Origin of the sequence: Delftia sp. PE138 (genome assembly GCF_018320755.1) — a bacterium.
GTDB classification, from domain to species: Bacteria; Pseudomonadota; Gammaproteobacteria; order Burkholderiales; family Burkholderiaceae_C; genus Comamonas; species Comamonas tsuruhatensis.
In genome coordinates, this window is the sequence record NZ_JABEPN010000018.1 from 1 (window position 1) to 22,303 (window position 22,303).

At 63.8% G+C, this 22,303-nt stretch carries 23 protein-coding genes, 4 tRNA genes and 1 pseudogene; 11 read left to right on the plus strand and 17 right to left on the minus strand.

The window, feature by feature from the left end; genetic code table 11:
• The 6 genes from HFGMBDPB_RS29260 to HFGMBDPB_RS29285 all read right to left on the minus strand — a co-directional run.
• Positions 1-323 (minus strand): GTP-binding protein (locus HFGMBDPB_RS29260; RefSeq protein WP_249343744.1); only part of this gene is annotated, 323 nt, incomplete at its 3' end.
• Positions 324-401: 78 nt separating this feature from the next.
• Positions 402-476, minus strand: a tRNA-Thr gene (locus tag HFGMBDPB_RS29265).
• Positions 477-519: 43 nt separating this feature from the next.
• Positions 520-593 (minus strand) — tRNA-Gly (locus tag HFGMBDPB_RS29270).
• 55 nt (positions 594-648) lie between these two features.
• Positions 649-734, minus strand: a tRNA-Tyr gene (locus HFGMBDPB_RS29275).
• Positions 735-824: 90 nt separating this feature from the next.
• Positions 825-900: transfer RNA gene (locus HFGMBDPB_RS29280), tRNA-Arg, on the minus strand.
• An 82-nt stretch (positions 901-982) separates the two neighbouring features.
• Positions 983-1,621, minus strand: a complete 639-nt coding sequence (locus HFGMBDPB_RS29285; RefSeq protein WP_026061988.1) for a TetR family transcriptional regulator — start codon at positions 1,619-1,621, stop codon at positions 983-985.
• Positions 1,622-1,813: 192 nt separating this feature from the next.
• On the opposite strand from HFGMBDPB_RS29285, the gene HFGMBDPB_RS29290 reads away from it, so the two are divergent.
• From HFGMBDPB_RS29290 to HFGMBDPB_RS29305, 4 genes and pseudogenes are all read left to right on the plus strand, one after another.
• Positions 1,814-3,106 carry an efflux RND transporter periplasmic adaptor subunit gene (locus tag HFGMBDPB_RS29290; protein ID WP_212646777.1) on the plus strand — a complete coding sequence of 431 codons (1,293 nt, stop codon included), beginning with the start codon at positions 1,814-1,816 and terminating at the stop codon, positions 3,104-3,106.
• A gap of 15 nt (positions 3,107-3,121) precedes the next feature.
• Positions 3,122-6,277: an efflux RND transporter permease subunit gene (locus HFGMBDPB_RS29295; protein WP_016448486.1), complete on the plus strand. Its 3,156-nt coding sequence runs from the start codon at positions 3,122-3,124 to the stop codon at positions 6,275-6,277.
• Complete coding sequence (locus HFGMBDPB_RS29300) at positions 6,270-7,724, plus strand: efflux transporter outer membrane subunit (protein ID WP_046987756.1); 1,455 nt, start codon at positions 6,270-6,272, stop codon at positions 7,722-7,724. The genes HFGMBDPB_RS29295 and HFGMBDPB_RS29300 overlap by 8 nt, the downstream gene beginning before the upstream one ends.
• A 208-nt stretch (positions 7,725-7,932) precedes the next feature.
• Positions 7,933-8,463 (plus strand): annotated as a pseudogene (locus HFGMBDPB_RS29305) (c-type cytochrome); the annotation flags it as partial.
• 57 nt (positions 8,464-8,520) lie between these two features.
• Here the strand turns inward: HFGMBDPB_RS29305 and HFGMBDPB_RS29310 are convergent.
• On the minus strand, positions 8,521-9,072 hold the full coding sequence (locus tag HFGMBDPB_RS29310) for a DUF2946 family protein (RefSeq protein WP_047219532.1): 552 nt from the start codon (positions 9,070-9,072) through the stop codon (positions 8,521-8,523).
• A 5-nt stretch (positions 9,073-9,077) separates the two neighbouring features.
• Positions 9,078-10,064 carry a YheT family hydrolase gene (locus HFGMBDPB_RS29315; RefSeq protein ID WP_047219531.1) on the minus strand — a complete coding sequence of 329 codons (987 nt, stop codon included), beginning with the start codon at positions 10,062-10,064 and terminating at the stop codon, positions 9,078-9,080.
• 145 nt (positions 10,065-10,209) lie between these two features.
• On the opposite strand from HFGMBDPB_RS29315, the gene HFGMBDPB_RS29320 reads away from it, so the two are divergent.
• The 4 genes from HFGMBDPB_RS29320 to HFGMBDPB_RS29335 all read left to right on the plus strand — a co-directional run bounded on the left by HFGMBDPB_RS29320 (position 10,210) and on the right by HFGMBDPB_RS29335 (position 12,620).
• Positions 10,210-10,797, plus strand: a complete 588-nt coding sequence (locus HFGMBDPB_RS29320) for a LemA family protein (protein WP_016453559.1) — start codon at positions 10,210-10,212, stop codon at positions 10,795-10,797.
• Positions 10,798-10,830: 33 nt separating this feature from the next.
• On the plus strand, positions 10,831-11,715 hold the full coding sequence (locus HFGMBDPB_RS29325) for a TPM domain-containing protein (RefSeq protein ID WP_016453560.1): 885 nt from the start codon (positions 10,831-10,833) through the stop codon (positions 11,713-11,715).
• Between the two features lies 1 nt (position 11,716).
• On the plus strand, positions 11,717-12,259 hold the full coding sequence (locus HFGMBDPB_RS29330; RefSeq protein WP_016448493.1) for a TPM domain-containing protein: 543 nt from the start codon (positions 11,717-11,719) through the stop codon (positions 12,257-12,259).
• A 100-nt stretch (positions 12,260-12,359) separates the two neighbouring features.
• Entirely contained in the window at positions 12,360-12,620 is a 261-nt protein-coding gene (locus tag HFGMBDPB_RS29335; RefSeq protein ID WP_016448494.1) for a hypothetical protein, read from the plus strand.
• 65 nt (positions 12,621-12,685) lie between these two features.
• Here HFGMBDPB_RS29335 and HFGMBDPB_RS29340 read toward each other — a convergent pair whose 3' ends face one another.
• The 9 genes from HFGMBDPB_RS29340 to HFGMBDPB_RS29380 all read right to left on the minus strand — a co-directional run bounded on the left by HFGMBDPB_RS29340 (position 12,686) and on the right by HFGMBDPB_RS29380 (position 19,925).
• Positions 12,686-13,102 (minus strand): F0F1 ATP synthase subunit epsilon, encoded by a 417-nt coding sequence (locus HFGMBDPB_RS29340; RefSeq protein ID WP_012202358.1) that lies wholly within the window; start codon positions 13,100-13,102, stop codon positions 12,686-12,688.
• Between the two features lie 160 nt (positions 13,103-13,262).
• Complete coding sequence (gene atpD, locus HFGMBDPB_RS29345) at positions 13,263-14,672, minus strand: F0F1 ATP synthase subunit beta (protein ID WP_012202357.1); 1,410 nt, start codon at positions 14,670-14,672, stop codon at positions 13,263-13,265.
• A 34-nt stretch (positions 14,673-14,706) separates the two neighbouring features.
• Complete coding sequence (atpG, locus tag HFGMBDPB_RS29350; protein ID WP_012202356.1) at positions 14,707-15,579, minus strand: F0F1 ATP synthase subunit gamma; 873 nt, start codon at positions 15,577-15,579, stop codon at positions 14,707-14,709.
• Positions 15,580-15,597: 18 nt separating this feature from the next.
• Positions 15,598-17,151: a F0F1 ATP synthase subunit alpha gene (gene atpA / locus HFGMBDPB_RS29355; protein WP_016448495.1), complete on the minus strand. Its 1,554-nt coding sequence runs from the start codon at positions 17,149-17,151 to the stop codon at positions 15,598-15,600.
• Between the two features lie 48 nt (positions 17,152-17,199).
• Positions 17,200-17,739, minus strand: a complete 540-nt coding sequence (locus HFGMBDPB_RS29360) for a F0F1 ATP synthase subunit delta (protein WP_012202354.1) — start codon at positions 17,737-17,739, stop codon at positions 17,200-17,202.
• A 12-nt stretch (positions 17,740-17,751) separates the two neighbouring features.
• A complete protein-coding gene (locus HFGMBDPB_RS29365; RefSeq protein ID WP_016448496.1) occupies positions 17,752-18,222 on the minus strand; it encodes a F0F1 ATP synthase subunit B in 471 nt (156 codons plus the stop codon).
• A gap of 35 nt (positions 18,223-18,257) precedes the next feature.
• Complete coding sequence (gene atpE, locus HFGMBDPB_RS29370) at positions 18,258-18,506, minus strand: F0F1 ATP synthase subunit C (protein WP_011803767.1); 249 nt, start codon at positions 18,504-18,506, stop codon at positions 18,258-18,260.
• Positions 18,507-18,557: 51 nt separating this feature from the next.
• The gene (gene atpB, locus HFGMBDPB_RS29375; RefSeq protein WP_016448497.1) at positions 18,558-19,421 is read right to left on the minus strand and encodes a F0F1 ATP synthase subunit A; all 864 of its coding nucleotides are present in this window, start codon (positions 19,419-19,421) and stop codon (positions 18,558-18,560) included.
• Between the two features lie 21 nt (positions 19,422-19,442).
• Complete coding sequence (locus HFGMBDPB_RS29380) at positions 19,443-19,925, minus strand: ATP synthase subunit I (protein ID WP_212646778.1); 483 nt, start codon at positions 19,923-19,925, stop codon at positions 19,443-19,445.
• A gap of 286 nt (positions 19,926-20,211) precedes the next feature.
• Between HFGMBDPB_RS29380 and HFGMBDPB_RS29385 the strand changes: the two genes are divergently transcribed.
• The 3 genes from HFGMBDPB_RS29385 to lipA are packed head-to-tail and all read left to right on the plus strand — an operon-like array spanning position 20,212 to position 22,242.
• Positions 20,212-20,529 (plus strand): YbeD family protein, encoded by a 318-nt coding sequence (locus tag HFGMBDPB_RS29385; RefSeq protein ID WP_212646779.1) that lies wholly within the window; start codon positions 20,212-20,214, stop codon positions 20,527-20,529.
• The gene (gene lipB, locus HFGMBDPB_RS29390; RefSeq protein WP_016453561.1) at positions 20,526-21,251 is read left to right on the plus strand and encodes a lipoyl(octanoyl) transferase LipB; all 726 of its coding nucleotides are present in this window, start codon (positions 20,526-20,528) and stop codon (positions 21,249-21,251) included. The genes HFGMBDPB_RS29385 and lipB overlap by 4 nt, the downstream gene beginning before the upstream one ends.
• Before the next feature lie 10 nt (positions 21,252-21,261).
• Positions 21,262-22,242: a lipoyl synthase gene (lipA, locus tag HFGMBDPB_RS29395; RefSeq protein ID WP_013800257.1), complete on the plus strand. Its 981-nt coding sequence runs from the start codon at positions 21,262-21,264 to the stop codon at positions 22,240-22,242.
• Positions 22,243-22,303: the final 61 nt, after the last annotated feature.

Here is a 22,303-nt window from a genome sequence, read left to right on the forward strand (position 1 = left end):
GCCGAGCACACCAGGATAGCGCCGTCCATCTGAGCAGCGCCGGTGATCATGTTCTTGACGTAGTCGGCGTGGCCGGGGCAGTCAACGTGAGCGTAGTGGCGGTTGGCCGTTTCGTACTCGACGTGGGCGGTGTTGATCGTGATGCCGCGGGCCTTTTCTTCAGGTGCTGCGTCGATCTGGTCGTAAGCCTTGGCTTCGCCGCCGAACTTCTTGGACAGAACGGTGGCGATGGCAGCCGTCAGGGTCGTCTTGCCGTGGTCCACGTGACCGATGGTGCCCACGTTGACGTGGGGCTTGGTACGCTCGAATTTTTCTTTAGCCATTTTTCCGACTCCGAAAAAAATCTAAATCACTACAACAGGATTTGGCGCAACCCCATCTAGCGAGCGCACCAGAGAGAATGGTGCCCATGGGCAGGATCGAACTGCCGACCTCTCCCTTACCAAGGGAGTGCTCTACCACTGAGCCACATGGGCCTTGAAGCCGCCGAAGCAACCTCAAAAAACTTTGCTTGCAAACTGGAGCGGGAGACGGGAATCGAACCCGCGTCATTAGCTTGGAAGGCTAGGGTTCTACCATTGAACTACTCCCGCACAGATTGACTGCACGCTGCCACCTTTTCAGATGACTTCTCTTCTTCACCATTACTGGTGGAGGGGACTGGATTCGAACCAGTGTAGGCGTAAGCCAACAGATTTACAGTCTGCCCCCTTTAGCCACTCGGGCACCCCTCCGAAGAGATTTGAATTCTAGCACCGTTTTTTTCGTCTGAAAAAATTCAGTGCATTTTTTTCTCAGGCCACCGAGGCGATCCAAGAAAAATGTGGCGCGGCTGGCGGGGATCGAACCCACGACCCTTGGCTTCGGAGGCCAATACTCTATCCACTGAGCTACAGCCGCTCAAGGCATCGCTGCCCTGCACAAGCCAATGATTGTCGCATGACTTTGCACTACCGCGTACAAGCCCCGCGGCCCCGCCCGCTCATTGGGCAGGAGCCTCCGAAACCGTGAAGCCCAGCCCGCGCAGGCAGACATCCACCGCCTGGGCACCCACTTGCTTGAGATCAAAAGCCCGCCCCAGCAGCCAGCTCTGCAGCAGCCCGTCAAACATGGCACACAGTGCGATCGATGCCTGGTGCGCCGACATGGGCATGGTGACTGCATGGCTTTCGGCGGCGGCACACAGCGCCAACTCCAGCCGGGACGAAAAGGAGTCCAGTGCCGCGCGATTGCGCTCCTGCACCGGCATGAGTTCGCCCACGTACTCCACCTTGAGCAACAGGATCTCGAAGACGCGCCGCGTGCTGTCGTCATCCGCAATGCGCCCGAAGACCACCGCCATCAGGCGCCGCACATATTCCAGCGCATCGCATTCGGAGTCATCTTCGCAGTCGCCCTGAGCGGCCTGCTCCAGCGGGAGCGTGACGCGATCCAGCATGGCATAGAAGAGATCCAGCTTGTCCTTGAAATGCCAGTAGACCGCACCGCGCGTGGCGCCGGCTCGCTGGGCAATCTCGTTGAGCGAGGCCCGGGCGACACCCTGCTCGTAGAACACTTGCTCCGCAGCGTCCAGCAGACTGTTGCGCGTTGCAAACGCATCTTCTTTCGTTCGTCGTGCCAAGATGTATTTCCTTCCATCGTTGAGCCCGGCCATGCCACGCTACGCCATGCTTCGCGCCGCCTTGCAGCAACTGCGGTCATTATACATTCATGTATGTATGTATAATCCGCGACTTGCCCGTGGACACGGGCGTTCCGGATAGCGCTGACCGGAACGTCAACATCGTTATTTGATTCAGCACAAGGACCCATCATGCCCAGCACACGCAGCAATGTGTCAGCCGCTCCGTCCCCTTACAACAGTCTGCGCCTCACCACCGTGGCCCTGGCCGTCACCGCCGCAATGGCCATGGCCGCCTGCGGGAAAAAGCCCGAAGAACAAGCTGCCGCACAGCAGCAGATGCCCGCCGTCCCTGTAGGTGTGGTGGTGGCCACCCCCGCCGATGTGGGACTTGTGACCGAGTTGCCCGGCCGCGTGGACGCGCGCCGCGTGGCCCAGATCCGGGCCCGTAGCGCCGGCATCGTGCAGGAGCGCCTGTTCAAGGAAGGCAGCGACGTGAAGGCCGGCCAGGTGCTGTACCGCATCGATCCGGCGCCCTACCAGGCGACGCTGCAAAGTGCCAAGGCCACGCAGGCCCGTGCCGAGGCCAACCAGGCCCAGGCACTGGCGCAACTGGAACGCTACCGCCCGCTGGTTGCCGCCAACGCGATCAGCAAGCAGGACTTCGTCAATGCAGAGGCTGCCTACAAGCAGGCCCAGGCTGACGTCGCGGCCGGCAAGGCCTCCGTGCGGACCGCCGAGATCAATCTTGGCTATACCAGCGTCACCGCCCCCATTTCTGGCCGCATCGGCCAGTCTCTGGTGACCGAAGGCGCGCTGGTCGGCCAGGGCGAGGCGACCCCGCTGGCCGTGGTCCAGCAGATCAATCCGGTCTATGTGAATTTCACCCAGTCGTCCAGCGAAGCCTTCCGGCTGCGCCGCGCGATGGAGCAGGGCAAGCTCAAGAGGGCCGATGGCGCCGAAGCCGCCAGCGTCGAGGTGCGCCTGGACGATGGCACGGCCTACGAACTCAAGGGCAAGCTGCTGTTCACCGACCTGACCGTGGACAGCTCCACCGGCCAGGTCACGCTGCGTGCCGAGGTGCCCAATCCCAAGGGATTGCTGCTGCCCGGCATGTATGTGCGCGTGCGCATGGAGCAGGCCCAGGCGTCCAACGCCATTGCCGTGCCCCAGCAGGCGGTGACGCGCACCGAGACCGGCGACACCGTGAGCGTGGTCAGCGACGACGGCAAGATCACCAAGCGCCAAGTGAAGGTGACCACGGCCCAGAACAACCAGTGGCTGGTCAGCGAAGGCCTGCAGGCGGGCGAGAAGGTGATGGTCGACGGCTTCCAGAAGCTGCAGATGCTGCCACCCGGCACGCCGGTCAAGCCCGTACCGTGGCAGCCCGAGGCCGCAGGCGCCCAGAAGCCGGCCGGCACGGCAGCGCCAGCCCCGCAAGCCGCAGCCGATGCCAAGCCTGCGGACCAGGCAGACAAGAAGTAATCAAGGGGCTCAGCAATGGCCAAGTTCTTTATCGACAGACCGATCTTTGCATGGGTCGTCGCGCTGTTCATCATCGTCCTCGGTGGTATCGCGCTGACCAAGCTTCCGATCGCTCAATACCCCAAGGTGGCTCCTCCGGCCATCGTCATCAACACGGCCTATCCAGGCGCGTCCGCGAAGGTGCTCGAAGACAGCGTGCTGTCCGTGATCGAGCGCGAGATGAACGGCTCGCCCGGCCTGGTCTACATGGAGTCTGTGGCCCAGGCCGACGGCACGGGCAGCATCACCATCAGCTTCGAGGCCGGCACCAACGTGGACCTGGCGCAGGTGGACGTGCAAAACCGCCTCTCGCGCGCCACGCCGCGCCTGCCTGCGTCGGTGACGCAGCAGGGCGTTCGCGTGGACAAGGCGTCGTCCAACTTCCTGCTGTTCATCATGCTGTCGTCCGAGGACGCCAAGGCCTATGACACGGTGGCCCTGGGCGACTATGCCTCGCGCAACATCGTTCCCGAAATCCAGCGTGTGGCAGGCGTGGGCCAGGCACAGCTGTTCGGCACGGAAAAGGCGATGCGCATCTGGTTCGATCCCGCCAAGCTGCAGGGCTACAAGCTCTCGGCCGAGGACGTGACAGCCGCCATCCGCAGCCAGAACGCCCAGGTGGCCAGCGGCGCCATCGGCGACCTGCCCAACATCACGGGCCAGAAGATCGCCGCCACGGTGACGGTGATGGGCCAGCTGTCTTCGATCAGCCAGTTCGAGAACATCGTGCTGCGCGCCAATGCCGATGGCTCCACCGTGCGACTCAAGGACGTGGCCACCATCGAGATCGGCGGCCAGGCCTACGCGACCTCCGCCCGCCTGAACGGCAAGGATGCCGTGGGTATCGGCGTGCAGCTGACGCCCAGCGGCAATGCGCTGGCCACGGCCAAGGCCGTGCATGCACGCATGGAGGAACTGAAGAAGTTCTTCCCCAAGGGCGTGAATTACTCCATTCCCTACGACAGCTCCAAATTCGTGAGCATCTCCATCGAGAAGGTGGCCCACACGCTGCTGGAAGCCATCGTGCTGGTGTTCCTGGTGATGTACCTGTTCCTGCAGAACTGGCGCTACACGCTGATCCCGACCATCGTGGTGCCCATTGCACTGCTGGGCACCTTCGCGGTCATGCAGGCCGTGGGCTTCTCGATCAACGTGCTGGCCATGTTCGGCATGGTGCTAGTCATCGGCATCGTGGTGGACGACGCCATCGTGGTGGTGGAGAACGTCGAGCGCATCATGAGCGAGGAAGGCCTGCCGCCGCGCGAGGCCGCGATCAAGGCCATGGGCCAGATCTCGGGCGCCATCGTGGGCATTACGCTGGTGCTGATCGCGGTGTTCATACCGCTGGCTTTCTTCGCGGGGTCCACCGGCAATATCTACCGGCAGTTCTCCATCGTGATGGTCGCCTCCATCAGCTTCTCGGCCTTCATGGCGCTGACGCTGACACCGGCTCTGTGCGCAACGCTGCTCAAGCCCGTGGAGGCCGGCCACAACCACGAGAAGAAAGGCTTCTTCGGCTGGTTCAACCGCACGTTCGCACGCTCGGCCAAGTCCTATGAAGGCTGGGTGGCCCGCCTGCTCAAGCGCTCGGTGCTGATGATCGGCGTGTACCTGGCCGTGATCGCCGGTGCCGTGGTGGTGTTCCGTGGCCTGCCGACCTCGTTCCTGCCGACCGAGGACCAGGGCTACTTCATCGTCAACGTGCAACTGCCTCCTGGCGCCGCCAAGGAGCGCACGCTGGAAGTCATGAAGCAGGTCGAGGAGGCCGTGCTGCCGCAGCCCGAAGTGGCCAACATGGTCAGCGTGCTGGGCTTCAGCTTCTCCGGCCAGGGCCAGAACGCCGCCCTCGCCTTCGTGCCGCTCAAGGACTGGTCCGAACGCAAGGGAGCGGACTCCACGGTGGATGCCATGACGGGCCGCATCATGGGCATGACGGCGGGCATACGCGACGCCTTCGTGTTCGCCGTGAACCCGCCGCCCATTCCCGAACTGGGCAATGCCGTGGGCTTCTCGTTCCGCCTGCAGGATCGTGCCGGCCACGGCCACGATGCGCTGATCAATGCGCGCAACATGCTGCTGGGCATGGCCGGGCAGAGCAAGGTGCTGGCCGGCGTGCGTCCCGACGGCCTGGAAGACGCGCCGCAGCTGCGCATCGAGATCGACCGCGACAAGGCCAACGCACTGGGCGTGGACTTCACCTCGATCAATGCGGCGCTGTCCACGGCACTGGGCTCGTCCTACGTCAATGACTTCCCCAACCAGGGTCGTCTGCAGCGCGTGATCGTGCAGGCCGACGCTCCGGCCCGCATGCAGCCCGACGATCTGCTGCGCCTGAACGCGCGCAATGCCAAGGGCGATCCGGTGCCGCTGTCCACGTTCGCGACCACCAAGTGGGTCAAGGGCGCGCAGCAGACGGTGCGCTACAACGGCTACCCGGCCGTGCGCATCGAAGGCTCGGCTGCTCCGGGCTTCAGCTCGGGCGATGCCATGGACGAGATGGAAAAGCTGGCTGCCAAGCTGCCCGAAGGCTTCGGCTTCGAGTGGACCGGCCAGTCGCGTGAGGAAAAGCTGGCGGGCTCGCAAGCCATCTTCCTGTACGCCTTCGCCATCCTGGCCGTGTTCCTGTGCCTGGCCGCTCTGTACGAGAGCTGGTCGATTCCGCTGTCGGTGATTCTGGTCGTGCCGCTGGGTCTGCTGGGCGTGGTGCTTGCCACCTTGCTGCGCAACTATTCCAACGACGTGTACTTCCAGATCGGACTGGTGACGGTGATCGGCCTGTCGGCAAAGAACGCCATCCTGATCGTGGAGTTCGCCAAGGACCTGCAGGCCGAAGGCAAGGGCCTGATCGAGGCCGCGCTGGAAGCCGCACACCTGCGGTTCCGGCCCATCATCATGACCTCGCTGGCCTTCGGCCTGGGCGTGGTGCCTCTGGTGATCGCCTCCGGCGCCAGCTCCGCCAGCCAGCGTGCCATCGGCACCGGCGTGCTCGGCGGCATGATCACCGGCACCGTGCTGGCCGTGCTGTTCGTGCCCACCTTCTTCGTCGTGGTGCGCAAGCTGTTCAAGGGCAAGATCAAAACGCACAACCCGCCGTCCACACCGGCCGGCAAGGAGGCCTTGAGCCATGATTAATCGCAGTACCCCGGTGGCCATCGCCACCGCCGTGCTCCTGGCGGGATGCTCGCTCATCCCCACCTACGAGCGCCCTGCCGCTCCGGTCGCGGCCCAATACACCCGCGCGAACGCCACTGCTGCGGCAGAAGGCGGAACGGCTGCCGCACAGCTGCCCTGGCAGGATTTCTTCCAGGACGCACGCCTGCAGCAACTGGTGCGCACCGCGCTGGACAACAACCGCGACCTGCGCGTGGCCGCGCTCAATATCGAGCGCGCCCAGGCGCAGTACCGGATCACGCGCGCCGACCAGTTCCCGACGGTCGGTGCAGGCGTCAACGCCAGCCGCGCCCCGAATACCACGGGCTCCGGCACCAAGTACGTCAACAGCTACCAGGTCGGCCTGGCCGTGACCTCCTGGGAGCTGGACTTCTTCGGGCGCATCGGCAGCCTGAAGGAAGCGGCCCTGGCCCAGTACCTGGCCACCGAGGAAGCGCGCCGCGCCGCGCAGACCAGCCTGGTGGCCGCCGTGGCCAGCGGCTGGTACACGCTGCTGGCCGACGAGCAGTTGCTGAAGATCTCGCGCGACACGCTGCAGACCCGCGAAGAGTCGATCAAGCTGACCAAGCTGCGCTTCGACACGGGCGTGGCCTCCGAGCTGGACTACCGCCAGGCCGTCTCGCTGACCGAAGCTGCGCGCGCCACCCTGGCGCAGCAGCAGCGCCAGCGTGCCCTGGACGAGAACGCCCTAGTGCTGCTGCTGGGCCAGGCGCTGCCTGCAGACGTGGTCGCCAGCCTGGGCTCCAGCCAGGGCCTGCGCGACACGGCCGACCTGCCTGCAGTGCCGGCCGGCCTGCCGTCTGACCTGCTCACGCAGCGCCCCGACATCCGCCAGGCCGAGCAGCAACTGATCAGCGCCAATGCCAACATCGGCGCGGCGCGTGCGGCCTTCTTCCCGCGCATCACGCTGACCGGGCAGTTCGGCACGGCCAGCAACGAGTTGTCGGGCCTGTTCAAGAGCGGCAGCTGGGGTTTCACCCTGGCGCCCTCGGCCCTGCTGCCCATCTTCGATGCGGGCCGCAACTCGGCCAATCTGGCTGCGGCCAAGGTCGATCGCGAAGTCGCCATTGCGCAGTACGAGAAGTCCATCCAGAGCGCCTTCCGCGAAGTCTCCGACGCACTGGACAGCCAAGGCACGCTGCGTGACCAGATCATGGCCCAGCGCGCCCAGCTCGAAGCCGAGCAGGCACGCCTGAAGCTGTCCGACCTGCGCTACAGCAACGGCGTGGCCAGCTACCTGGACCTGCTGGACGCACAGCGCACCCTGTTCGCGCTGGAGCAATCCACCGTGAGCGTGCGCCTGGCGCAACTGCTCAATCAGATCGAGCTGTACAAGGCTCTGGGCGGCGGCTGGACCGACAGGACGGCGACAGCGGCTGCAACCACGCAAACTCCCGCGCAGCAATAACCGCATCTGCCGCGCCAACCGCAAAGAGGCGTTCACCGCAAGGTGAACGCCTCTTTGTCATTCAGTGCGGCAAGCATTTGCCAATTGCTTGATCCATCTCATGGCATATGTGCGTCCCAGGTCAACCCGGGTCTGCGCGCAGTGTCTGCAAGAGGGCCGTCGATATAATTTGTTGTTGACTCACGCCCCCACAACACAAGAGGACTTCATGAGCGCAACCCACACCGAAGAAGCCCATACGGGCCCGATCAAGAATCCCAGGCAACTGCTGATAGCGGTGTTTTTCTCGTTCGTGGTTCCGGTGTTCGTGATCATCGGCCTCGTGCAGTACGTGAGTTCGGCCGACAAGTCCGGTGCCGGCGCTTCTCAGACCGAAATGGCCAAGGCTCAGCGCCTGCAGAAGATCGGCCTTGTGGAGATCCGTGATGCCAACCGCCCCCTGCGCGCGGGCGAAGAGGTCTACAAGGGCCAGTGCGCCGCTTGCCACGCCACGGGCGCTGCAGGAGCACCCAAGTTCGAGGATGCTGCGGCCTGGGGCCCTCGCCTTGCACAGGGACTGGAAGGCCTGGTGCACTCGGCACTCAAGGGCAAGGGCGCCATGGCCCCTCAGGGTGGCGGCGACTTCAACGACACCGAAATTGCACGCGGCGTGGTCTACATGGCCAACGCAGCGGGCGGCAAGTTCGAAGAACCCAAGGCCCCTGCCGCAGAAGGCGCCGCGGCAGAAGGCGCAGCAGCCCCCGCCAATTGAGCAACACGCGGGACTTCTGGAACCAACCGGCTTCGGCCGGTTTTTTCATGCCCGCGCAGGACTGCGCACGAAACCGTAGCGCTGCGGCAACGCCTCGGCCCGCACCTCTGCACAGGCCGGCAACGCGCCCGCCTCCAGCGCAGCCGCGGCATCGATCATGTCCTGCGTATGGACCAGGCCCAGGCCGGAAGGCGTCGCCAGGTACAGGCGCCCCGTCTCGTCCATCAGCGCTTCGGTGATGGCCCCGGCATCCAGTTCGGCTCCTGTATGGCTGTGCATCTGCAGGCCCTCGCCATCCCAGCGCAACCGCCATATCCAGGGAGCATTCTCCAGCTCCACATACACGCGCTGGGGACCGTTCTGGAAGAACCATCGACCATCGGGCTCGGCCAGGTAGTTGCGGGCGATGAAGTCCGCCAGCTTTTCGTTGCGCACCTCCGCGCCCTTGGCTCCCGGGATTCCGCTGTCGAAAGCGCCGCTGGCCTGGGCCTGTTCATCGCGCAGATACCAGCGCCCGCGCTCGTCCAGTCCCAGCCAGCCGCTGCAGGCAGGCACATGGGGCCATTTGGCCATGGCCTGCTTCACGATATCGTCCATTGCATTCATCCTTTTTCGCTGTGTGCCAGCCACTGCGTGACGGCCTGCGGCATGGCCAGTACATGTCCCGGCCAACGCCCCTGTGCAAAACCCACATGACCGCCGTGCGGCGGATGCCACAGCGTAACCCGCGGGCCGACTTCGCCTGGCGCCGGCAGGCTGTACGAAGGGACAAAGGGATCGTCCAGCGCATTGAGCAGCAGTGCAGGCACGGCAATGCTGCCCAGCAGCGGTCTGGCCGCCGCCCGATGCCAATAGTCCTGCGCATCACGAAAGCCGTGGACCGGCGCAGTGAACGCATCGTCAAACTCTCTCAGATCACGTGCACGCAACACGGCATCACGATCGAAGAGACCGGGAAACTGCGCCCACTTGAGCAGCGCCTTGGGCACCAGGGTGCGCAGGAACATGCGCGTGTAGATCCAGCGGTTCAGCCCTTTCCCCAGCGCCGTTCCCCCGGCGGCCAGGTCCAGCGGCGCACTCACCGCCGCCAGGGCCTGCACCACCTCGGCAGCCTTGTCCGCCTGCACGCCCGCCCAGCGTGCCAGCGCATTGCCGCCCAGGGAGACACCGACCGCATGCAGCGGGCGAGAAGACCGCTCGCGCAGGCGGCGCAGTATCCAGTCCACCTCCTGCACATCGCCCGAGTGATAGGCGCGCGGCGCCCGGTTGACCTCGCCGCTGCAGCCGCGAAAGTGCGGCACGGCCATGTGCCAGCCACGCTGTTCGGCCACACAGGCCATGGCCTGGGCATAGTGGCTGTTCGCCGAGCCTTCAAGGCCATGGAAAAGCACCAGCCATGGCGCATCGGCAGGCGGGGTGGGAGCACTGCCGAAGGCGACATCGATGAAGTCGCCATCCGGGGTATCCCAGCGCTCCCACCGCCACCGGGGTGCCGCATGGCCGGCCGGCCGACGGTGCGCGAACAGCGCCGGCCAGATGGTCTGCGCGTGGCCACCGGGCAGCCAGCGCGCCGCGTTGAATTGATGCATAGAGCCCGTTTGCAGTCCTTGTCCCAGTCGCTGCGAATGGCCTTTGCCCTACAGGGCGGCGGGCCGGGTGCGCAGCACAATCGCCAGCGATGCGCAGCATCGTGCACGATACTGTCTTCCATTGTCGCTTTCAGGTTGTCATCTCATGAAACGTCTACTCGCCACACTTGCCACCGTTCTGGTACTGACCGGCTGCGGCTACAACGATTTCCAGCGCCTTGACGAACAGACCAAGTCGGCCTGGAGCGAGGTGCTCAACCAGTACCAGCGCCGTGCCGACCTGGTGCCCAACATCGTGGCCTCGGTCAAGGGCGAGGCCAATTTCGAGCAGGAGACCCTGACCAAGGTGGTGGAGGCGCGCGCCAAGGCCACCTCCATCCAGGCCACGCCCGAGCTGGTCAACAACCCCGAGGCTTTCAACAAGTTCCAGCAGGCGCAGGGTGAGCTGTCCAGTGCGCTGTCCCGGCTGATGGTGGTGGCCGAGCGCTACCCCCAGTTGCAGGCCAATCAGGGCTTCCGTGACCTGCGCGTCACGCTGGAGGGCACGGAGAACCGCATCACCGTGGCGCGCAACCAGTACATCCAGGCCGTGCAGTCCTACAACGTGCTGGCGCGCAGCTTTCCGACCAATCTGACAGCCAAGGTCTTCAGCTATGAGCCCAAGCCCACCTTCAGCGTGCAGAACGAGGCCGAAATCTCTCGCCCGCCCACGGTGGACTTCGGCAACAAGTAAACCGTGACCACATCCCTGGCGCCGCTCTGGCGCATGCTTTGCGCCCTGCTCCTGGCAGCGTTGTTGCTGCCAGGCAGCGCGCTGGCGCAGGCTCCGCAACCCGTCCCCCCGCTGACGGCCCGGCTCATCGACCAGACGGGCACGCTGTCACCCGACGAGGCACGGGCCATTGAAGACAGGCTGCGCAGCATTGAACAGAAGTCGGGCTCGCAGGTCGTTGTGCTGATGGTGGCCACCACGGCGCCCGAGGACATCGCCGCCTATGCCTGGCGCGTGGCCAGCGACTGGAAGATAGGCCGCCGCGACGTGGGCGACGGGCTGTTGATGGTGATTGCCAAGAACGACAGGCGCATGCGGCTGGAAGTGGCCCGCGCGCTGGAAGGCGCCATCCCCGACCTGGCGGCCGCTCGCATCATCGACCAGCAGATGACCCCGCGCTTTCGCCAGGGCGACTATGCAGGCGGCATTGCCGCTGCGCTGGACCAAGTGGCGGCACGCATTGCGGGCGAGCAGCTGCCGGCCCCCTCCCCCAATGCCCCTTCCTCCAAAAGCCCGGACCGTGGCTTCGACATGGAAGACCTGATGCTGTTCTTCTTTTTCGGTGTGGTCATCGCGGGTCCCATCCTGCGCTCGATGCTGGGCCGGCCCCTGGCCTCGGTGCTGGCAGGCACAGGCGCCGGCATTGCCGCCTATGTGGTGACCACCAGTCTGCTGGTGGCAGGCGGAGCGGGCATCGTCGCTCTGCTGTTCACCTTGCTGGGCAGCGGCCGCTCCGGCAGGGGTGGCGGTGGATGGGGCGGAGGGGGTGGCTATGGCGGTGGTTTTGGCGGAGGCGGCGGACGAAGCAGTGGCGGCGGAGGCTTCAGCTCCGGGGGAGGCGGCAGTTTTGGGGGCGGCGGCGCCTCGGGGAGTTGGTGAGATGGCGGCTGCAATCACAGGCTTTGTTCAGCGTCTGGTCCGGCTGCTGCGCCACCATTGGGCCGAAGGGCAGCTGCGGCGTGCACTCCCACCCGAGACCCTGGCGGAGCTGGAGCGCCTGATCACCATGAGCGAGCAGCGCCATACAGGACAGATCCGTATCTGCGTCGAGCCCGGCCTGCCGCCCAGCTACATCTGGCGCGATGCCACGCCGCGCGAGCGCGCCATCACGCTGTTCGGCAAGCTGCGCGTCTGGGATACCGAGCACAACAACGGCGCCCTGATCTATCTGCTGCTGGCCGACCACGCCATCGAGATCGTCGCCGACCGCGCCCTGGCGCGCACCCTGCCTGCGCAGCAGTGGCAGACGCTGATCAGTGACATGCAGGCCGCTTTCCAGGGCGGCCACTATGCCATGGGCATGACAGCAGCCCTGGAGCGCGTGAGCCTGCTGCTGGAAACCAACTTCCCGCGTGACCCGTTGCAGCCTGTGCACGAAGGTGGCGACAATCTTCCCGATACCGTCGTGATACAGCGGCACTGAGGCAAAACGGCCCTCAGACCGAGCGCCCCCCTTCATCGAGCTATCGCGGGCACGGAGGCTGTGATAGCGTCACGCCATTTCATCAAGGAGCATCCACACCATGAAGAACACCCTGGCCCGCCTGGGCCTGCTGGCCGCCGTGCTGGCCCTGAGCGCCTGCGCAAGCCCCGTCCTCGATGACTCGCAAGAGTACGACTATGTGCTCAGCTGCAAGCTGCGCGAGGACGACCCCAAGCGATGCGAGCAGCAGATCCGCGCGCTGTGCCCCGTGCCAGCCAAGGCCGTGACGCACAAGTCGCGCACGGTCGACCCCAAGGACAACGCAGTGACCTACGTCTACCAGGCCCGCTGCGGCGACTGAGATGCCTTCGCACCATGAAAAAAGCCGCCCGAGGGCGGCTTTTTTGCGGCTGGTCCCGGGAGGGCTCAGCGCTTTTGGCGGAACTTGCGCAGGGCCGCGATCTGGGCGGCCATGACGGCCAGCTCGGACTGGGCACGCGCCAGATCGACTTCGCTCTTGGCGTTCTTCAGCGCTTCCTCGGCTTCGAGCTTGGCCTTCTCGGCCTTCTCGGCGTCCAGGTCGGCACCGCGGATGGCGGTGTCGGACAGCACGGTCACGCAGTTGGGCTGCACTTCCAGGATGCCGCCGGCCACGAAGACGAACTCTTCGCTGCCGTCAGCCATCTCGATACGCACCGAGCCGGGCTTGATGCGCGTGATCAGCGGAGTGTGGCGGGGAAAAATGCCCAGTTCGCCGGATTCACCGGGCAGGGCGACAAAGCGCGCTTCACCGGAGAAGATGGACTCTTCGGCACTGACCACATCAACGTGGATGGTGTTCATCTTTGCTCCTCAGAAAAGGTAGGACTGGAACTTGGAACCGGCAGGGCCCAGATCGGGGACACCGAGCAAGGGCCGCCCCTCGGCGAGGGTGTCGTCCCCCTCCCCCGCAAAGCGGGTAGAGAGGGGGAGGCGACGCAGTCGCTCAGGGGGTGCCGCAGGCTCAAGCCGCCAGCTTCTTGGCCTTCTCGAAGGCTTCGTCGATGGTGCCAACCATGTAGAAGGCCTGCTCGGGCAGGTGATCGCACTCGCCGGCGCAGATCATCTTGAAACCACGGATGGTTTCAGCCAGCGACACGTACTTGCCGGGAGCGCCAGTGAACACTTCGGCCACGTGGAAAGGCTGCGACAGGAAACGCTGGATCTTGCGGGCGCGGGCCACGGTCAGCTTGTCTTCGGGAGCCAGCTCGTCCATGCCCAGAATGGCGATGATGTCGCGCAGTTCCTTGTAGCGCTGCAGCGTGCCCTGCACTTCGCGGGCCACCTTGTAGTGCTCTTCACCCACGACCTGGGGGTCCAGCTGGCGGCTGGTGGAGTCCAGCGGGTCGACAGCGGGGTAGATACCCAGCGAAGCGATGTCACGCGACAGCACCACGGTGGAGTCCAAGTGGGCGAACGTCGTGGCAGGCGAGGGGTCGGTCAAGTCATCGGCAGGCACGTAAACGGCCTGGATGGAAGTGATCGAACCGACCTTGGTCGAGGTGATGCGCTCTTGCAGGCGGCCCATTTCCTCGGCCAGCGTGGGCTGGTAGCCCACGGCGGAAGGCATGCGGCCCAGCAGAGCGGACACTTCGGTACCGGCCAGCGTGTAGCGGTAGATGTTGTCCACGAAGAACAGCACGTCCTTGCCTTCGTCACGGAAGGCTTCGGCCATGGTCAGGCCGGTCAGCGCCACGCGCAGACGGTTGCCCGGGGGTTCGTTCATCTGGCCGTAGACCATGGCGACCTTGGAGTCGTTCAGCGACTCCTGGTTGACCACGCCGGCGTCCGACATTTCGTGATAGAAGTCATTGCCTTCACGGGTACGTTCACCCACACCGGCAAACACCGACAGACCACCGTGGCCCTTGGCGATGTTGTTGATGAGTTCCATCATGTTCACGGTCTTGCCCACGCCGGCGCCACCGAACAGACCCACCTTGCCGCCCTTGGCGAAGGGAGAGATCAGGTCGATCACCTTGATGCCGGTTTCCAGCAGTTCCTGCGAAGGCGACAGCTCGTCATAAGCCGGTGCCTTGCGGTGGATGGGGGCCGTCAGGGCCTGATCCACGGGACCGCGTTCGTCGATGGGGTTGCCCAGCACGTCCATGATGCGACCCAGCGTCGCCTTGCCCACGGGCACGGTGATGGGGTTGCCGGTGTTGGACACCATCAGGCCACGACGCAGACCGTCGGACGAGCCCAGGGCGATGGTACGCACAACGCCGTCACCCAGCAGTTGCTGCACTTCCAGCGTCAGGGCCGAGCCGTCGAGCTTCAGGGCATCGAACACCTTGGGCATTGCGTTGCGGGGGAACTCGACGTCCACCACAGCGCCAATACATTGAACAATCTTGCCTTGCACTTGAGCCATTTTTTGCTCCAATTAGTTTGTCTGTTAAAGCCGTTTACACCGCAGCGGCGCCAGCCACGATTTCCGACAGTTCGGTCGTGATGGCTGCCTGACGCGTCTTGTTGTAGACGAGCTTCAACTCGCTGATGACGTTGCCGGCGTTGTCGGTCGCGGCCTTCATGGCCACCATGCGCGCCGATTGCTCGGACGCCATGTTTTCTGCAACCGCTTGGTAGACCAGGGACTCTGCGTAACGCACGAGCAGCTCGTCGATCACGGACTGCGCATCGGGTTCGTAGATGTAGTCCCAGCTATGGCCAGACGTCTTCTCGGCCTGCATGCTCTCGGACGACAGGGGCAGCAACTGCTCCACCACCGATTCCTGCTTCATGGTGTTGATGAACTTGGTGTAGCTCAGGTACACCGCGCTCAGCTTGCCCGCTGCGTACGCATCGAGCAGCACCTTCACAGGGCCGATCAGCTTTTCCAGATGGGGCGTATCGCCCAGACCCGTCGCGTGCGAAACCACCTTGGCGCCGACACGGTTCAGAAAGCCCAGACCCTTGTTGCCAATGGCCACCGCTTCTGCCGACACGCCTTGATCCTGCAGCTCCCGCAGCTTGGCCGTGACAGCACGCAACACGTTGGTGTTCATGCCGCCGCACAACCCCTTGTCCGTCGTCACAACGATGACGCCGGCAGTCTTGGCATCACCGTTCACTTGCATGAACGGGTGCACGTACTCGGGGTTGGCTTGGCCAAGATGGACTGCAATGTTGCGGATCTTTTCGCTGTACGGGCGTGCAGCCAGCATCCGTTCCTGCGCCTTGCGCATCTTGGATGCGGCCACCATTTCCATGGCTTTGGTGATCTTCTTGGTGTTTTCCACCGATTTGATCTTGCCGCGAATTTCCTTACCTGCTGCCATGATGGCTCCTCGTCCGGTTTAAGCGAACGACTTCTTGAACGCAACGATGGCGGCGTTCAATTCGGCTTCGGAATCCTTGTCCATGGCCTTGGAAGCGTTCAGCTTGTCGATCAGGGCGCCGTGGCTGGTCTTCAGGAACTGGTGCAGACCAGACTCGAAAGCCAGCACTTGCTTGACCTGGATGTCGTCCATGTAGCCCTTGTTCACTGCGAACAGCGAAGCGCCCATCAGGGCGGTGGACAGGGGGCTGTACTGGGCCTGCTTGAGCAGTTCGGTCACGCGGGCACCGCGGTCGAGCTGCTTGCGGGTGGCTTCGTCCAGGTCGGAGGCGAACTGCGCGAAGGCAGCCAGCTCACGGTATTGCGCCAGGTCGGTACGGATACCGCCGGACTGGCCCTTGACCAGCTTGGTCTGTGCAGCACCACCGACGCGCGACACCGAGATACCGGCGTTGATGGCGGGGCGGATACCGGCGTTGAACAGGCTGGTTTCCAGGAAGATCTGGCCGTCCGTGATCGAGATCACGTTAGTGGGCACGAAGGCCGACACGTCACCCGCCTGGGTTTCGATGATGGGCAGAGCCGTCAGCGAACCCGTCTTGCCCTTGACTTCACCCTTGGTGAAGGCTTCGACATAGTCGGCATTCACGCGGGCTGCGCGCTCGAGCAGGCGGCTGTGGAGATAGAACACGTCGCCGGGGAAGGCTTCGCGGCCCGGGGGACGGCGCAGCAGCAGCGAAACCTGGCGGTAGGCTACGGCCTGCTTGGACAGGTCGTCATAGACGATCAGCGCGTCTTCGCCGCGGTCGCGGAAGTACTCGCCCATCGTGCAGCCCGAGTAGGCCGACACGTACTGCATGGCAGCGGATTCGGAAGCGGTGGCAGCCACGACGATGGTGTATTCCATCGCGCCGGCCTGCTCCAGGGCACGCACCACGTTCTTGATCGAGGAAGCCTTCTGGCCGATCGCAACGTAGATGCAGGTAACGCCCTGACCCTTCTGGTTGATGATGGCGTCGATGGCCACGGCGGTCTTGCCGGTCTGGCGGTCGCCGATGATCAGTTCGCGCTGGCCACGGCCGACGGGCACCATCGAGTCGATGGACTTGATGCCGGTCTGCAGGGGCTGGTCCACGGACTGGCGTGCGATCACGCCGGGAGCGACCTTCTCGATCACGTCCGTCATCTTGGCGTTGATCGGGCCCTTGCCGTCGATGGGCTGACCCAGGGCGTTGACCACGCGGCCGATGAGTTCGGGGCCGACGGGCACTTCCAGAATGCGGCCCGTGCACTTGACGGTGTCGCCTTCGGAGATGTGCTCGTACTCGCCCAGAATCACGGCGCCGACGGAGTCGCGCTCGAGGTTCAGCGCCAGGCCGAAGGAGGGCTGGCCGTCCTTGCCTGCGGGGAATTCCAGCATTTCGCCTTGCATCACGTCCGACAGGCCGTGCACGCGCACGATACCGTCGGTCACCGAAACCACGGTGCCTTCGTTACGGATGTCGCTGCTGCCAGCCAGACCCTCGATGCGGCTCTTGATCAGTTCAGAAATTTCTGCGGGATTGAGTTGCATGACTCTTTCCTTCTTTAGCTTTGGTTAGCCGAGACCTCAGTCGCGTTGTTACGCAATGAGGGCCGCTTTCATTTGTTCCAGGCGGGCCTTGACGGAGGTGTCAAGAACTTCATCACCCACCACGACGCGGATGCCACCGATCAGGGACTGATCTTGCTGCACCGACAGGTTCAGCTTTCGGCCGAAACGCTTCTCCAGCGAAGTCCCGAGTGCGGCCAGTGCGGCAGCATCTATGGGGAATGCGCTTTGAACCACGGCGTCGGACGAGCCACCGGCGCGGTTCACGAGGCTGCGAAACTGGGCCGCCACTTCTGGCAGGGCTTGCAGTCGGCCGTTTTCAATGATGACGCGCAGAAAGTTGCGTGCGGCATCGGGCAATGCCGAGCCGGCCACGCCGCTGATGACGTCGAACAGTTGTTCGTCGGTCACCTTGGGGTCGTCGGCCAGCTGGCGCAATTGCGGATTGGCGGCAATCGCCGCCAATTCCTCCGCCCAGGCAACAGTGCCGGACAGGTCAGCACCCTGCTGGGTGCTGGCCTTGAACAGGGCATCTGCGTAAGGACGGGCAATGGTGGCGAGTTCTGCCATGTTTGCTCTTCCTTACAGCTCGGTCTTCAGGCGGTTCAGCAGGTCGGCATGGACGCCGGCATCCACTTCCTTGCGCAGGATCTGCTCGGCGCCCTTGACGGCCAGCGCAGCCACTTGCTCGCGCAGGGCTTCACGGGCCTGGATTGTCTGCTGCTCGGCCTCGGCGCGGGCAGCAGCAACAATCTTGTTGCCTTCTTCGGAGGCACGGGCCTTGGCTTCTTCGATGATGGCCTGGGCACGGCGTTCGGCGTCCGCAAGCCGCGATGCCGTTTCGTTGCGCGTCTGGGCCAGTTCCTGCTCGACGCGCTTGTTGGCAGCGGCCAGGTCGGTCTTGGCCTTGTCGGCAGCAGCGAGGCCATCGGCGATTTTCAGAGCTCGTTCATCCAGCGCCTTCGCGATCGGGGGCCACACGAACTTCATCGTGAACAGCACCAGGATCAGGAAAACGATGGCCTGGACGAACAGGGTCGCGTTGATACTCACGGCAACACCTTTCTATCTAGGGCGTTGATCGGAGCTTAGGCCAGGACGAAGGGGTTGGCGAAAGCGAACAGCAGAGCGATGGCCACACCGATCAGGAAGGCAGCGTCGATCAGACCGGCCAAGATGAACATCTTGGTTTGCAGTTCGTTGATCAGCTCAGGCTGACGTGCCGACGATTCCAGGAACTTGCCACCCATCAGGGCGATACCGATCGAAGCGCCGATAGCGCCCAGACCAACGATCAGACCACAAGCCAGAGCGACGAGACCGAGAATGTTTTCCATGATGACTCCTGAGATTAAAGAAAGAGAAAGGTTGAGAGGGAAAGGAAATGGTCAGTGGGCTTCATGCGCCTGGCCGAGATAGATCAGCGTCAGCATCATGAAAATGAAGGCCTGCAGGGTGATGATCAGAATGTGGAAGATCGCCCAGATAGAGCCTGCAATGATGTGCCCCAAGGGGAGCAACACACCGGAAAGCGACATGGCAGCCGCACCGCCCATCAGAGCGATCAGACAGAACACCAACTCACCAGCGTACATGTTGCCGAACAGTCGCATGCCATGCGAAACCGTCTTGGCGACATATTCAATGATTTGCATGGCCAGGTTCACGACACCCAGGATCAGTGCAAACACGGGATTCTTGCTGGTGCCGAACGGGGCAGTCACCAGTTCGTGGGCCCAGCCGCCCATGCCCTTGATCTTGATGCTGTAGAAGAAGCACAGGATCAGCACGGCCGAGGACAGGCCCAGCGTGGTCGAGAGGTCAGCCGTGGGAACAACGCGCAGGTAGGCGTGCGAGTCACCCTGGAAGCCCTGCCACAGCACCGGCAGCAGGTCCACCGGCAGCATGTCCATGGCGTTCATCATGAAGATCCACACGAACACGGTCAGTGCCAGGGGAGCGATGAACTTGCGGCTTTGCGCGTTGTGGATGTTGGCCTTGGCCTGGTTGTCCACCATCTCGACCAGCAGCTCTACAGCCGCCTGGAAGCGCCCCGGAACGCCCGATGTGGCCTTGCGCGCGGCAAGCCACAGCACGAACAGGCTCAGCACGCCCAGCGTGGCGCTGACGACGATCGAGTCCAGGTTGATGACCGAAAAGTCGATGATCGACTTTTGCTTGATGTTCTGGAGGTGCTGCAGGTGGTGAACGATGTATTCACTTGCAGTAGGTGCGTGCGCGTCTGCGGCCATCGGTCAACTTCTCTTCAAATATCAATCGGTTTTTCGGACACTGGATCGCACTATCAGCGCGACCCAATACGTTTTCATGACGACTACCAAGCCCGCCAGCAGCGCCAGCCAACTCAGCCCCGGGACCAGCTTGGGTGCAGCCGCCAGCATGGCAATGCACAGCACCAGCTTCACCAGTTCCCAGCCAAAAATTCCCACCATGGCGGCTGCAGCGCCGCCCGGCCTCTTTCGTACGACGGCACGCGCAAACAGCGCTGCCGGCAATACCACCGACAAGGCACCGTAGGCAGCCGACCATCCGACTTCGGCGCGCCCCGTCACCAGCCATGCGACCAGTACCACCAGCACGCCCACCACCGCCTGGACCACTACGAAACGCCACACAGACATCTGCGGGTTTCGCGTGCGCCACTCCTGAGCTTCCTCGGAGGTCAGGGGCTTGAAGTCGGAATCCTCGCCCTCAAGTTCCCTGTCAGCGTCTGTGTCGGCGGCGTAGTTTTTCATTGAATTCTCTAAGGCCGCAGACCAGACAAGACTTTTTCACAAAGCCTCTGATTATAAGTAAAAACCCCTGCCGAACGATAGGGGTTGTTACGGGCATGCCCAAAACGGAGGCGGCGACCGGGCTGTGTGGCAGCCGGCCAACAGCGCCAGCCTCGCGCCGCAGGCCACTTGTTTGTTGTGTGTGGAGTTCTCGTGGCGGACGACGCGGCAGCCCCGGGCTGCGACATGGCCGCGAACGATAGCGCACAATCGCCTCCAACGCCAAGCGATTAACCTTGATTCACCTATGACCGACGCCTCCACCCCTACCCCCAGCCCAGCCACCGAGCCGGGCGCGGACCCTCGCAAGGATTCGCTGATCGAGTACCCGTCGCAGTTCCCCATCAAGGTCATGGGCGTCAAGGCCGAGCATCTGGTGCACGAGATCACCCAGATCGCCCAACGCTTCGACCCTGCCTTTGACGTCAGCACCATTGAATTGCGCCCCAGCAGCAGCGGCAAATACCTGGGCGTCACCGTCACGGTGACGGCGACCAGCCGCGAACAACTCGACGATCTGTACCGCGCCTTCACCTCGCATCCGCTGGTGAAAGTGGTGCTGTGAGCACCCTTGACGCGCAGCAGTCGCAGTCATTGGACCTGCGCCTGCTGGGCCGCACGGACTACGAGGCCACGGTGCAGGCCATGCAGGCCTTCACCAGCCAACGCGATGCCGGCACGCGCGACGAGCTGTGGATATGCGAGCACTCCGCACATTTCACACAAGGCCTCGCCGGCAAAAGTGACCACTTGCTGAGCCCTGGCGACATTCCCGTGGTGGCCACCAACCGCGGCGGACAGGTCACCTACCACGGCCCGGGCCAGGTGGTCGCCTATCCCTTGCTGGACCTGCAGCGCCTGGGCTACTTCGTCAAGGAATACGTGTTCCGCATCGAGGATGCGGTCATCCGCACGCTGGAGCATTTCGGCATCACCGGCCACCGCGTGGAAGGCGCCCCCGGCATCTACGTGCGCCTCGACGACCCTCGCAGCCATGCCATGCTGCCCCAGCGCCCGCAACTGCGCGCGCCCGGCTCGCCCGCGCCCCAACCCGATTTTTCGGGGCTGGGCAAGATTGCAGCCCTGGGCATCAAGGTCAGCCGGCATTGCACCTATCACGGCGTTGCATTGAACGCCGCCATGGACCTGGAACCCTACGGCCGGATCAACCCTTGCGGCTACGCAGGGCTGCAAACGGTGGACCTTTCTACAATCGGCGTTCAGACAACCTGGGACGAAGCCGCGCGCGTGCTGGGACGACAGTTGCAGCGCCGCCTAGCCCCCTGAATCCAGAACCATGACCACCAACACCGTCGTGCGCGAAGCGCAGTCACAAGCCGAGTACAACCCGCTGGCCAAGCAGAAGGCGGCAGCGAAGCTTTCGCGCATCCCGATCAAGGTCGAGCATGGCGAAGCACTCAAGAAGCCCGAGTGGATCCGCGTCAAGGCGGGCAGCCCCACCACGCGCTTCTACGAGATCAAGGACATCCTGCGCGCCAACAAGCTGCACACGGTCTGCGAGGAAGCCTCCTGCCCCAACATCGGCGAGTGCTTTGGCAAGGGCACGGCCACCTTCATGATCATGGGCGACAAGTGCACGCGCCGCTGCCCGTTCTGCGATGTGGGTCACGGCCGTCCCGACCCGCTGGACACCAACGAACCGCTCAACCTCGCCAAGACGATTGCCGAGCTGCGGCTGAAATACGTGGTCATCACCAGCGTGGATCGCGACGACCTGCGCGATGGCGGCTCGGGCCACTTCGTCGAGTGCATCAAGAACATCCGCGAGCTCTCGCCGCTGACCCAGATCGAGATCCTGGTGCCCGACTTCCGTGGCCGCGACGACCGTGCGCTGGAAATCCTCAAGGCCGCGCCTCCCGATGTGATGAACCACAACCTGGAGACCGCACCGCGCCTGTACAAGGAAGCGCGTCCCGGCTCGGACTACCAGTTCTCGCTGAACCTGCTCAAGAAGTTCAAGGCCTTGCACCCCAAGGTTCCGACCAAGAGCGGCATCATGGTCGGCCTGGGCGAGACCGATGAGGAAATCCTGCAGGTCATGCGCGACATGCGTGCGCATGACATCGACATGCTGACCATCGGCCAATACCTGGCACCCAGCAACAGCCACCTGCCGGTGCGTCGCTACGTGCACCCCGACACCTTCAAGATGTTCGAGGAAGAGGCGTACAAGATGGGCTTCACGCATGCAGCCGTGGGCGCCATGGTGCGCTCGAGCTACCACGCGGACCAGCAGGCACACGCCGCCGGCGTCTGAGCCGGCGATGGCCGCCTGCCTGCAGGGCGGCCTTCTTCACGCACTTCGGGGATGGCCTTTG